Annotated in this window: 5 protein-coding genes; all 5 read right to left on the minus strand. The window is 69.2% G+C overall.

Annotation, left to right across the window (positions count from 1 at the left end; all coding sequences use genetic code 11):
- Positions 1-13: 13 nt before the first annotated feature.
- Genes C1A30_RS06685 through C1A30_RS06705 form a run of 5 tightly spaced genes read right to left on the minus strand, consistent with a single transcriptional unit; the run spans position 14 to position 13450 of the window.
- Positions 14-5056 carry an amino acid adenylation domain-containing protein gene (locus C1A30_RS06685; protein WP_369974097.1) on the minus strand — a complete coding sequence of 1681 codons (5043 nt, stop codon included), beginning with the start codon at positions 5054-5056 and terminating at the stop codon, positions 14-16.
- Positions 5049-7928 carry a mycobactin polyketide synthase MbtD gene (gene mbtD / locus C1A30_RS06690; RefSeq protein WP_101947391.1) on the minus strand — a complete coding sequence of 960 codons (2880 nt, stop codon included), beginning with the start codon at positions 7926-7928 and terminating at the stop codon, positions 5049-5051. Before mbtD ends, C1A30_RS06685 begins: the two co-directional genes overlap by 8 nt.
- Positions 7928-9238 (minus strand): polyketide synthase, encoded by a 1311-nt coding sequence (locus tag C1A30_RS06695; protein ID WP_101947392.1) that lies wholly within the window; start codon positions 9236-9238, stop codon positions 7928-7930. Before C1A30_RS06695 ends, mbtD begins: the two co-directional genes overlap by 1 nt.
- A complete protein-coding gene (locus C1A30_RS35750) occupies positions 9231-9977 on the minus strand; it encodes a thioesterase II family protein (RefSeq protein ID WP_101947393.1) in 747 nt (248 codons plus the stop codon). Before C1A30_RS35750 ends, C1A30_RS06695 begins: the two co-directional genes overlap by 8 nt.
- Complete coding sequence (locus tag C1A30_RS06705; RefSeq protein WP_101947394.1) at positions 9974-13450, minus strand: non-ribosomal peptide synthetase; 3477 nt, start codon at positions 13448-13450, stop codon at positions 9974-9976. The genes C1A30_RS35750 and C1A30_RS06705 overlap by 4 nt, the downstream gene beginning before the upstream one ends.
- Between the last annotated feature and the right edge of the window lie 34 nt (positions 13451-13484).

A 13484-nucleotide genomic window follows, 5' to 3' on the forward strand; every position in this document is an offset into this window, starting at 1 on the left:
TCGATGGTCGAGGTCACGGGGCACCCTCGTGCGACGACGTCCACAGCGCGGTGACGGCCGCCAGTTCGTCCGACGACAGACCCGACGCGGTCATCGGCTCGAGGTGAGTATCCGATTCGGCGGGCACATCGCCCGCCTCGTCGACCGCGACAGCGAGGTCGTGCACGGCCGGATGCTCGAACACCATCCGCGCCGTCAGCGCCAAGCCGGCATCACGGGCCCTGGCGGCCAACTGGACAGCCAGGATGCTGTCGCCGCCGAGTTCGAAGAAGTCGTCGGTGCGGCCGACCTCGCCGACGCCCAGCACATCGGCGAGCATCGCGGCCAACGTCTTCTCGGTGTCGGTCTGCGGTGTGGCGTCGGCAGGTTTCGGCGGCGGTGCCGATTGTTCGGTGCGACCGACGAATTCCAGCCTGCCGTCCGCTGTCCAGCGTGCCCGTTGGCCGCTTCGGTACATCGGCGGCTCGAACGCGGCACCGGCGTAGTGCACGTCGCCGATCACCCCCACCGGTACCGGTTGATCGTGGTCGTCGAGGACGTGGACGTGGGTGACCCCGCGGCTGTAATCGGCGATGCGGTTGTTCTCGTCGGGGTCCCCGATCTGGATCTCCCGCAGCGTCAGGTCCGGATCGGCGGCGATCGCGTCGAGCACCCGGCCGAGCCACCGCGTGAGGCGTTCGATTGTGCTGCGCCGGTACAACTCCGGGCGGTAGATGACATGGCCTCGGTAGCCGTCACCGGTGGCGAAGAAGTTCAGCGACAGGTCGGCGTGCGCGACGTCGAACGTCGGTTCCAGCGCGGTGAACGTCGTCTGCGAATCGACGGTGCGCCCGGTGGGCAGTGCTTCCCGGACATGGACGACGACGGAGAACAGCGGGTTGCGCGACAACGACCGTACCGGGCTCACCGCATCGACCATCCGGTCGAACGGCAGATCCTGATGCGCGTAGGCCTGCAGCGCCATGTCGCGGGCGCGGCGGAGCGCTTCGCGTACCGTCGGGTTGCCGCGAAGATCGTTGCGCAGCACCAGAATGTTGACGAAGAACCCGATCAACTGGTCCAACTCGGCTTCGGTGCGCCCGGCGACGGGCGTGCCCAGCGGAATGTCGTCGCCTTCACCGGCCTTGTGCAGCAGCATCGCGACCGCGGACTGCAACAGCATGAACTCGGTGATGCCGAGTTCGCGGGTGAGGTCGGCGAGTTTGGCGCGCGTGTGCCCGTCGACGGTGAATTCGACGGAGTCGCCTGCTCCGCTGGGGACGGATGGCCGGTCGAAGTCAGGCTGCAGACCGACGTCATGCGGCATGTCCTTCAGCTGCTGTGTCCAGTAGTCGCGTTGTGCGGCAACGGTTCCGGTGTCGTCGTCCAGCAGCGCGTGCTGCCACGCCGCGTAGTCGGCGTACTGCACGGCGAGGGGCGCAAGCGCCGGTGGCCGGCCCGCGCACCTGGCGTGGTAGGCGGTCAACAGGTCGGTGAACAGCACGCCAGCCGACCAGTGGTCCGCGGCGATGTGGTGCACGACGAGCGAAAGCACATGGTGCTGCGGGGTGGACAGCAGCGCCGCACGCACCGGCGGTTCGTGCTCGAGATCGAAGAGGTGCCTGCGCTCGTCGTCGAGTTCGGATTGCAGCCAGTCCTCGTCGTCGCCGTGCGCCCGCCGGACCGGCACGCCGGTGGGCGGGTTGACGACTTGATTCGGCACACCGTCGATTTCGCGATAGGTGGTGCGCAGGATCTCGTGCCGGTCGACGACGTCGGATACCGCCGCCGCCAGTGCATCGACGTCGCAGGGGCCGGTGAGCCGCGCGGCGAACGGAATGTTGTTGACAGCGCTCGGGCCGTCGATGCGGTACTGGAACCAGGTCCGCAACTGCGACGCGGACATGGCGCACGGCCCGTCGTGTTCGGTGCCGACCAGCCGCGGCCGCGTCGCGTCGGCCGGGGCGGCGTCGTCGATGCGCGCGGCCAGTTGTGCCACCGTGCCGAGTTCGAACACGTCGCGCACCCCGAGGTCGACACCGCACCGCGACCGGATGGCCGCGACCAGTTTTGTGGCCAGCAGCGAATGTCCGCCGAGGTCGAAGAACGAATCGTCAGCGCCCACCGGGTCGCGGCCGAGCAGTTCGGCGAACAACTCTGCGAGCGTGCGCTCGGTGCCGGCCGCCGGTTCGCGGAACGCGGTGTCGGACACGATCTGCGGTATCGGCAGCGCGTCGCGGTCGATCTTGCCGTGTGCGGTGATCGGGATCTCGTCGAGCACCACATAGCCGGCCGGTGTCATGTAGTCGGGCAGCGCGGCGGCCACCCTGGCCCTGATGCGCTCCACATCCACCTCCTCGGCCGCCGGCGTCAGATAGCCGACCAGGCTCTTGCCGAGGTTCGGCAGGTCGCTCACGACCACCACCGCCTGGCCGACGCTGGGGTCGACCGAGATCGCGGCGGCGACCTCGCCGAGTTCGATGCGGAACCCGCGGATCTTGACTTGTTCGTCGGCGCGACCGACGAACTCGATGTCGCCGTCGGCGTTGCGGCGCGCCAGGTCGCCCGACCGGTACAGCCGCCGGCCCCGGGTGAACGGGTCGGCGACGAACCGTTCGGCCGTCAGCCCAGGTCTGTGGTGGTAGCCGCGCGCGACATGTGTTCCGCCGATGTAGATCTCGCCGATGACGCCGACGGGAACCGGCCGCAACGCGGCGTCCAACAGGTGGATCTGGGTGTTGATCTTGGGCTTTCCGATCGGCACGATCCGGTTGCCCTGCTTGCCCTCGACCTTGTAGCGGGATGCGCTGATCACCGTCTCGGTGGGACCGTAGAAGTTGTGCAGCAGCGCGTCGAACGTGGCGTGGAACTTGTCCGCGGTCTCGCCGGGCAGCGCCTCTCCGCCGATCGGCACCCGCTTGAGCGTGCGCCATTGGTTCACGCCGGGCAGCGAGAGGAACAGGCCGAGCAGTGATGGCACGAAGTGCATCGAGGTGATGCCTTCGTCGTGCAGCAGTTCGGTGAGGTAGCCGATGTCGCGTAGGCCGTCCGGCCGCGGAATGACAAGTCGGGCACCGCACGCCAGCATGCCGAAGATCTCGGCGATGGAGACGTCGAAGCTCGGCGAGGCCACCTGGAGCAACCGCTCGGACTCGTCGATCCGGTATTCGTCGCGGAACCATTCGAAGAACTCGGCGACGGGCCGGTGCGACACCGGAACACCTTTGGGCAGCCCGGTGGAACCAGAGGTGTAGATCAGGTAGGCCGCGTTGTCCGGCCGCAGCGGACGCACGCGGTCGCTGTCGGTCGGGTTGTCGTCGCGGGCGTCGGTGTCGGTGACCGGTTCGCGCAGCACCAGTTTCGGGTCGGAATCGCCGAGGATGAAGTCGAGCCTGTCGTCGGGATAGGTCGGGTCGATCGGCAGGTAGACGGCGCCCGCCTTGAGGATGCCCAGCGCGGTGATGACCAGTTCCGGGGATTTGTCCAACAGCACGGCGACGCGGTCCTCGGTCCCGATACCCTGCCCGATCAGCCAGTGCGCGAAGCGGTTCGCCGCGGTGTTGACCTCGCGGTAGCTGTAGCGGCGGCCCTCGTAGACGATCGCGACGGCGTCGGGTGTCCTGTCGGCCTGCACCTCGACGAGCGCGGGCAGTGTGCGTGCTGGCACGTCGAACTCGTCCCCGGTACAGACGCGGTGCAGCCAGTCGGCGTCGTCGGCGCCCATCAGCGGCAGGTCACGCAGCGGTTGGTCCGGGTCCGCGACGGCGGCGTCCAACAGCACCGCGAAGTGGTCGAGGAGTTGGCGGACAAGCGGGGCGTCGAGGATCTCGGTGAGGTGTTCGGCCTCGACCTGCGCGCCGGAGTCGTCGAACTCCACCATGAAACCCAACGGCAGTTGGGTGTATTGGCCGCGCAGTTCGGCGCGCCGGCACGTCACGCCGGGCGGGCAGAAGCCGCCGCCGTCGGCTTCGCGGGCGCCGAAGCCGATCCTGGCCAGGCGTTCCACGCCGTGTCTGCGGTCGGGGTTGAGTTCGCGGACCACCCTGTCGAGGTTGACCCGCTGGTGCGCGAACGCGCCGACGGTGGTGTCGCGGGTGGCGTTAATCAATTCGCGGAAGGTCTGGGCAGGCCGGGGGCGCAACCGCAGGGCGACCGTGTTGCCGTAGTAGCCGATGCAGTCCTCGACACCGGCGTCGCGGTTGAGCACCGGCGTGGCGACCAGAAAATCGTCGGTGTGAGTGTATCGGTGCACCAGTGCGCCGAAGGCCGCCAGCAGCACCATGTACGGGGTGGCGCCCGCTTCGCGTGCCAGCGCCGCGGCGCGCTCGACGGTGCCGGCGGGCAGCCGCAGTGTGGTGCGCTGGGAACGCCAGTCGGTGGGCACAGTGGACCCGTTGGGTCCCGGAAGTTCCAGTGGTTCAGGGGGATTCGCGAGCACCGCGCGCCAGTATTCGATATCGTCGTCGGCGGTGTCCGGACCGATCGTGTTGGCCGGCGCGGCAGGCGGTAGGTCCTCGCCGTGGTATGCGCGGGTGAGGTCGGCGAAGAAGATTCGCCATGACCCGTCGTCCCAGGCGATGTGGTGGGCCACCAGGAGCATCACGTGTTCGGTGGCCGAGGTGCGGACCACGGTGATGCGCAGCGGCGCGTCGACGGTCAGGTCGAACGGCGTGCCGAACTCGCGTTGGGCCAGCACTTCCAGGCGCAGCGCGCGGGCGTGTTCGGCCAGGCCGGACAGGTCGTGCTCGGCCCAGCCCGGGGTGGCCTCGTCGTGGATGGTCAGTTGCGGCTCACCGTTTTCGTCGGCGCGGTAGGTGGTGCGTAACACGCTGTGCCGCCTGGCAACCGCGTTCACCGCGTCCTGCAGACGCCCGACGTCGAGATCGCCGGCGATCCGGTATGACACGCACACGTTGAGAAGCGCGCCGGTGGTATCGGCCTGCTGGACGAACCACATGCGGCGCTGTCCGTCCGACAGTTCGGTGGCCGCCTGTTCCGGCCGCTCGTCCCGACGCAGACCGCGTTCGTGCAGCCTGCGCCGCAGTAGTTCCAGCTTGATGTCCATGGTGTCAGTCACGCGTGGTGTCCACCTTCTCTTCGGTGTCGTGCGCGTCGAGGCGGGCGATCAACTCATCGCCGGTGATGCCGCCGAGCAGCGCGGCCAGCGGCACCGAGTTGCCGGTGGCGCGGCGCAACCGCTTGCGCAGATCGAGGGCGAGCAGCGAGTCCACGCCGAGGTCGAGTAGCGACGCGGAGAGGTCGATCGTGGCGGCGTCGCCGAGATTCAGCGCCGCGGCCAATTCGGCACGCACTCGCACCGTGGTGTCGACGCCCGATTCGGTTGTCGTTGTGGATGGTTCAGCGTTGTGTTGGCTGTCGAAGAAGGTCCGCAGCCGATCGCGGTCGGCCGCGATGATCACCGGGTCGATCGGGTGATCGCGCAGGCTCGCCTCGATCGCGGCATCCGGTGTCATCGGCAGCAGGCCGGAGCGTTCGATGCGGGTCACCTCGTCGGCGTCGATGATGCCCGCACCCCACAGCCCGTACTTGGCTGATACGCACTGGCGCCCGTTGGCGCGCAGTTGGCCTGCCATCACGTCGAGCATCCGGTTGGCGGCCGAATACGCGGCGTGCCCGCGTCCGCCCCAGACGCCGGACACCGAGGAGCACACGAGGATTCGAGCATCGGGCCGCAGCGGCCACAGCTCGGTGATCCGGGCCAGGCCCACCACCTTGGCCGCAATCGTGTCGGTGAATGCGTCGGCGGTGACCGCATCGCCGGTGGCGAACGTCGCGGCGCCCGCCGCGTGGATCACTAACGTCGCGCCGTCGCCGCCGTGCTCGCGCCCGGCGGTGCGCACCTGATCGGCTGACGTGATGTCACATTGGACGGCCACCACGTCGGCTCCGTCGAATTCGCCGCCGCTGCGGCTGAGCAGCACGATGCGCCGCGCCCCTCGGGCAGCGAAGTAACGGGCGTAGTGCATGCCGACCGCTCCGCTCCCGCCGGTGATCACGACGTTGTCGAGAAGGCCCGAGTCCAGCGGCCACGGGTCGGCGGCGACGTCCTGCTCCGGCAGTGTCCTGACATAAAGCGTTGGCGCCGAATTGGTCTCGCGGATCGCAGCCTCGCTGTGCTGACCGAGTAGAGCGTCCACGACGGCAGCGGTGTCGTCCCATGACGACAGATCCAGATGGCGGAACGTCTGGTCCGGATGCTCGAATCCGATGCTGCGGTGCATGGCCGCCAACGCGGCCTGCGCGGGCAACGCCACCGGCTCGGCGGGCCGCACGTGCTCGCCGCCGACGGTGAGGAGCCATACGTCGCGGCACGCCGGTCCGATGGCGCCGGGGTAGTCGAGCAGGCCGGCGCCGAGCAGTCCGGCGAGATCGGCGGCGGCGTGCTCGGGGTCGGGGTGATCGAGCAGCGGGGCGACCACGATCAGCATGTCGGCCGCCTGCGGGTCGACGAGGTGGACGTCGGGGCGCGCTCGGATGGCGTCGCGTAACCGGTCTCCGAGGCCGGCACGTGGACCGGGCAGTGCGGTCACCGCCGCCTGTCGCACCACCACCGGTACATCGAATTCCGGTTGAACGGACCACTTTTCGGCTTTGATCGTGAGGCCCGGCAGCGGCGGCAGCGGGTCCGGGGTGGCCCACAGATGCACAGCGTGCATCGGCGCGTTGGGGAACCCGGGTAGCGGTCGTTGCGCAATGTCGACGAGGTCGACCCAGCGGTAGCCGGGGTCGCTGACCGCCACCGCGGCGATGTTGGCGGACAGCACATCGATCAGCGACTCGTCGCGCCGGCCGGAGCCGACCGCGACGGGTTCGTCGTCGCCGAGGAGGTCGCCGAGTGCGAACAGCAGCGCCGGGTGTGCCGACAACTCGACGAATGTGGTCGCGCCCTGCTCACGAGCCGCGGCCACCGCCCGGTCGAACCGCACCGTGTTGCGGAGGTTTTGGTACCAGTAGTCGGCGAATTCGGTTCCGGCGGGGACGACCGAGGCGGTCGCCGAACCGATGAACTGCACCGGAGCGTCGGCGAACGTCGCGCTCGGCAGCAAGCCGACGAGGGCGGCTTGCAGCGGGTCCCGCGCGCTGGTGTGCGCGGGGAAGCCGACGGGGATCTCGCGGGCGAAGCCGCCGGTGCCCGCCACTTCACCGACCACCGCGGTGATCGCGTTCTGCTCCCCCGACACCACCACCGACGCGCCGGCGTTGACGACCGACAGTCCCAGCCAGCCAGCCGTTTCGGCGACCACCCGCTCGGCATCTGCCACCGGAATGCCGAGCACAGCCATGCCGTAGCGGCCGGTCAACCCGTCGACCACCCTGGCGCGGGCGCCCACGACCGCTGCCGCATCGGTGAGCGTGATCGCACCGGCCACGTAGGCCGCGGCTACCTCACCAAGGCTGTGGCCGACCGTGATGGCGGGTGCGATACCGCACGACTTCCACACCGCGGCCAGCCCAGCGGCGTGCGCGAACTGTGCTGCCTGGGTCTGAATCTGCCCGAAGTCGCCGTCGGAGGTGAGATACGGCAGCGGTGAATGGGCTCCGAATGCCTCGGCGCAGCGCTCGACTTCGGCGCGGTAGACCGGCAGTTGCCGGTAGGCCTCTGCGCCCATCGACGGCCACTGACTGCCTTGTCCAGGGAACACGAATACCGTTCGGGGCGCGCCGTTCTCCGACGAGCGGACCACCAACGGGTGATCGTCGCCCGCCGCGAGCGCGCGCAGACCGTCGGCGAGTTCGGCGACGCCGCGGGCCCGCACCACCGCGCGGTGGCGTCGCAGTCGCCGGGTGCGCAGCAATGTGGCCGCGACCGACTGCACGTCGGGTCCGCGGTCGAGGTACCGAAGCATCGCCGCGGCATCCGCCGCGATCAGGTCCTCGGCGTGCGCGGTCAACAGCACGGGCGTGCGCCCGTCGGGAAACGCAGTCATCACGCAGCCTGATCCTCGGCGGGCATCGAAACGATCACGTGGGCATTGGTGCCGCTCATTCCGAACGCGGAGACCGCGGCAACGCGGTGGCCGTCGCGGGCAGGCCATGGTGTCAGCGCGGCGGCGGCCCGCAGACCCTGGCTGTCCCAGTCGATTTCGCCGCTCAGCTGGTCCAGGTGCAGGCTCGCGGGGACGGCCCCGTGTTCGGCGGAGACCAGCACCTTGGCCAGTCCGAGCGCCCCCGCGGCGGCCTGCGAGTGGCCGACGTTGGACTTCACCGATCCGAGCAGCGCCCCGGCACCGGGCTCTGTCGCTCCGTATGTGGCGGCCAGCGAGTGCAGTTCGGTGCGGTCGCCGAGTGTGGTGCCGGTGCCGTGACCCTCGACCATGCCGACCTCATCCGGTCGCACACCCGCGGCGTCGATGGCCCGCTGGAACAGCCGTGTCTGCGCTGGCCCGCTCGGCGCGGTCAGGCCGGCGGTGCGGCCGTCCTGATTGACGCATGTCGCACGCACCTCGGCCAGCACCCGGCGTCCGTCACGAAGTGCCGCCGACCGACGCTGGAGGACGAACATCCCTGCGCCCTCGGCCCACACCGTGCCGCTGGCCTGTGCGCTGTACGGTCTGCAGTGTCCGTCGTCGGACAGTGCGTGCTGTTTGGAGAACTCGACGAAGAAGCCCGGCGAGCCCATCACGCAGACGCCACCGGCGAGCGCCATATCGCAGTCGCCTCCCCGGAGCGCCTGTACGGCGACGTGGAAGGCGGCCAGCGCCGATGCGCACGACGAGTCGATGGTCATCGCGGGGCCTGCCAACCCGAGCGTGTAGGCGATCCGTCCGGAGATCACCCCGAGCGCGGTGCCCGTGATCAAATGCCCCGAGTGGCCCGAGAACTCGGCGAGATCTGGACCGTAGCCGGTGATCGAGGCACCGACATAGCAGCCGACGTCGTGACCCGCGAGGTCGTCGGGATTGATGGCGCTGTTCTCGAGCGCACGCCAGGCCACCCGCATCGCCACTCGCTGCTGCGGATCCATGGCCACCGCCTCGCGCGGCGAGATGCCGAAGAACACCGGATCGAATGTCGCTGCCCCGGTGAGGAATCCGCCGAGGTCGTGGATGCGTTTGAAGCCGTCGCGCCGTGACCCGTCGAGCAGCTCGCGTACGGACCAGCCGCGGTCGGTCGGGAACGGCCCAAGCGCCTCGTGCTGTCGGGACAGCAACGACCAGTACGCGTCGGCGGTGTCCACGCCGCCGGGCGCCTCCAGCGCCATGCCGACGATGACGATCGGATCGTCACGCTCATCCATTGACCAACTCCGCGACCGCGCTGGTGTGTTCGTCCAGATAGAAGTGGCCGCCGTCGAACATCAGCAGCGTGAACGCGTTCGTGGTGTGGGTCTCCCAGCGCTGCAACATGTTCCGGTCCACCCGATGGTCGTGGCTGCCGCCGAGCACATGGATGTCGGCGCGGATCCGGGTGTCGGCGTCGCACGAGTACCGGTTGAACGCCTGATAGTCGGCCTTGACTGCGCGCAGCAGCAGGTCGACGAAGTCCTCGTCGGCGAGCAACCGTGGGTCGGTGCCGCCGAGGTCGACCATGTCGGCGAGCACCTCCCGATCGCTGGTCGGGAGCGGCGGCGACGCCGCAACGGTTGCGGGTGCCTGGCTGGCCGACACCCACAGTTCGCGTATGTCGACCCCGTGGCGTTCGGCCACCCTGGCGAACTCGAACGCCACGACGGCGCCCATGCAGTGTCCGAACAGGCGCAGCGCGCCGAGGTGGCCCCAGTCGCCCGCCTCGAACAAGCTCGCCGCGAGAGCCTCCACCGTGTCCGGCGCCGGGTGCGTCAGGCGGTCGGCACGCTGTGGATACTGCACCACGTAGGCGTCGACGCCCTTGCCCGCCATCGCCGTTGCCAGCGGCCGATACGCCGCCGCGGCACCGCCGGCGTGCGGAAAGACCACCGTGGCACCGCCGGGCCTGCCAGCGAACCGCTTGATCCACGGCGCGAAGTTCAGTTGTGTGCGTTCGTCGATCGATGTCATGAAGTTCTCGTGGTTTCGAGCGCGGACAGCACATCGGCTTCGTGCATGCCCGCGACTTCCAGATACAGTTCGGCCACGTGCTCGAGGCGGTCGCTGTCCGGTTCACGCTCGGTGAGTCGGGCGGCCAGTGCCGCGACGGTGCGGGTGGCGAAGACGTCGGCGACCATCACCGTCGGCGTGTCCAGCCAGTTCCTGATGCGCGCGACCGCGGTGGTCGCCAGCACGGAATCGCCGCCCAGTTCGAAGAAGTCGTCGTCGGCGGCCACCGCTGCGGCGCCCACCAGATCGGCGACGATGGCTGCCAGTGCCGACTCCAGCGGCGTCGACGGGGCGCGGCGGCGGCCTGCACCGGTGGTGACACGCTCGGCCAACATTTGCGCGACGGCTCGACGGTCGGTCTTACCGCCGATCGTGAACGGAATGCGCTCGACGATCTCGAAGTGGCGCGGAATCATATGCGCGGGAAGAAGTTCGGCGACGCCGTCGCGCAGCGCCTCGACGGTCAGCGCCGCGCCGTCGACACCGACCACTGCGGCCAACATGTCGCCTGCACGTTCGCCGGACGCAGGCACGACCGCCGCCACCGCCGCGCGGACACCGGGCAACCGTTGCAGGGCGGCCTCGACCTCGCCGAGTTCGATCCGGTATCCGCTGATCTTGACCCGGTGATCGGCGCGGCCGACGAACTCGAGGGTGCCGTCCGGCCGGTATCTCGCCAGGTCCCCGGTGCGGTACCAGGTGCGGCCGAGATACGGGACGAACCGGTCGGCGGTCAGATCTGGACGGCCGCGGTAGCCGCTGGCGATGCCGCGCCCGGCGATCCACAGTTCGCCAGGTACCCAGTCGGGACAGTCCGCCCCATACGAATTCACCACGCGGCAGGCGTTATTGGTGAACGGTTTGCCGTACGGCACCGCTGTCCAGTCCGCGGGTAGCGCACGCGCCTCGAACAACGTGGCGTGCACCGCGGTCTCGGTGGCGCCGCCGAGTCCCGCCAGCCGGACACCGGGAGCCTGGGCCTGCAGTCGGCGCACCATCGACGTGCGGACCCAGTCGCCGCCGGTCGGCACGGCGCGCACGGATTGCAGTCGCCCCTCACCGACCTCGACGAGCATTTCCAGCCAGCCAGGAAGGAAGTTCAGCACGGTGACGCGGTGAGTGGCGATCTGCTGGGCCCAGTGATCGGGGTCGCGGCGGTATGTCTCGTCGACGACGACGATCGTGCCGCCCGCAGTCAAGGTGCCGAACACGTCGAGGACGGAAAGGTCGCACTCCAGGTGTGACAGGGCCAACGCGCGGTCGTCGGGCCCGATGCCGAAATGACCGTTGAGGAACTCGATGGTGTTCATCGCCGCGTCGTGGGTGACCTCGACGCCCTTGGGCTCGCCTGTCGAGCCGGAAGTGAACAGCACGTAGGCCAGCTCGTGGGGATCAGTTGCAGGCGGCGCGAATTCGGTTTCTCGCCGGCCGACCCGGAGCGCTTCGGTGATGGTCAGCGCGGGCAGGCTGGTCGGCGGTTGCAGGTCCCCGCACACCAGGGCCATCCTGACGCCGCCGGTCGTGACGATGCGCGCGGCGCGTTCGGCGGGATGGTCGACGCCGATCGGCAGATAGATCGCGCCCGCGGTGAGGATGCCGCACATCGCGACGATCTGGTCGGCGCACTTGGGACCCAACACCGCGACGGTGTCGCCGGGCTTGATGCCTGCGACATGCAGTGCCGCCGCGACGGCGTGGACCTGTTCACACAGTTCGGCGTAGGTGCGCTGACCTGACGAGCCGATCACCGCCAACGCGTCGGGACGGGCCGCCGCCGACGCGAACAATCCGCTGTGCAGCGAATTCCCGCTGGGTGCAGCGGTTTTGCCGTTGTCGGCGTCCCTGATGGCGCGTTCGGCGTCGGTGATCAGCGGTGCGCGCTGGCCTTCCCAGGCGATGTCGTCGAACGCCAATCGGCGCAGTTCGTCGATGTGTCGTTCGAACATCGCGTCGATGACGCCGGGCCGGAAGGCGTCCTCGCGGACGTCCCAGTTGACCAGGATGCCACCGTCGAATTCGGTGACCTGCGCGTCGAGCAGCACCTGCGGGCCTTGTGAGTTGATCCACACCGGCGTGCCGAACGCGTCGGTCACCGACGCGGCGAACAACTCGCCGAGACCGAGTGCACTGGTGAACACGACCGGCGCGAGCACCTGTGTGCCGCGGTGGCGGCTGAGGTCACGCAGCACGGAAAGACCCGGGTAGCTCGCATGCGCCGCGGCGGCGCGGAAGGCGTGCTGGAGGGCGTGTGATCGCGCGGTCGCGGTCGTCGCGGCGGTGAGGTCGACATCGAGCAGGACCGAGGAGGTGAAATCCCCGACCAGGCGGTCGACGTCGGGATGTCGTTGCTCACGACCGAACATCGGCACGTTGAGCAGAAAGCGCGGTTCCGCGGACCAGCCCGCCAATGCGTCGGAGAACGAGGCGGCAAGCGCCATCGCAGGCGTCACCCCGCGTCGGCGGGCCGCGGTGAACAGCGCGTCCCGGATGTCGGGGTCGAACCAGTGCCAGCGCCGGGTGGTGTGGCACGGATCCGCTTGCTCGACAAGGGGAATCACCGGCAGCCGCGGCGGATCCGGCAGTTCCGGTATCCGCTCCGACCACCACTGCTTGTCGACGGCGGCGGAGGCCGGCGGCGACGTCACGGCTCGCCGGTAGTCCCGATAGGTGTAGCCAAGGGGCGGCAACTGCTGACCGCCGTAGAGTGCGGCGAGGTCGGACATCAGCGTGCGGTAACTCATCGCATCGGCGGCCTGCATGTCGAGGTCGACATGCAGTCTGGTCCGCCCGCTGGGCAGCAGCGACAGCGTGAGCTCGAAGACCTGACCGTCGAGTTGTTGATGCGACTTGGTGCGCCGCGTAGCGGTGAGCCGATCGGTGACCTCATCGTCGGTCAGATCACTGAGATCGTCGACGCTGACGGGATAGCGGGCCGTCGCGGGGCCGATGCGCTGGGTGCCGTCGGGCAGGAACTGGACCCGCAGCATCGGGTGGCGCTCGGCCAGCGCCGTGGCAGCCCGCGCGAGCCGCTCGGGATCGACTGCGGCGCCGTCGAATTCGACGTACAGGTGCCCGGCGACCCCACCGAGGTGCTGATCGCCTTCGCGGCCCACCCACATCGCGTGTTGCATCGGCGCGAGTGGAAACGGGTCGTCCGAATCATCCTGCGCTGCAGTGGCTTCCGGCGGCTGGTCGGTGACCGTGGCGGTGCCGACGAGCCCGGACCAGGCGCGCACGGATGGCTCGGCGGCCAAGGTCGCGAAGTCGATGTCGACGCCACGCCTGCGCCACCGCCCGGCCAGCGACATCATCCGGATGGAATCCAGGCCCTGACTGATCAGGTCGCCGTCGGGATCGACGTCATCGGGGCTGATACCGAGAAGTTCGGCGACCTCTTCACGGATGGTCTGCGAATCCGCAGCCGCAACACGCACAAGCCCTCCATATGGTTAGCCTCGCCTTAGTTTG

It is taken from the genome of Mycobacterium sp. 3519A, from assembly GCF_900240945.1.
In the GTDB taxonomy this organism is placed as follows: domain Bacteria; phylum Actinomycetota; class Actinomycetes; order Mycobacteriales; family Mycobacteriaceae; genus Mycobacterium.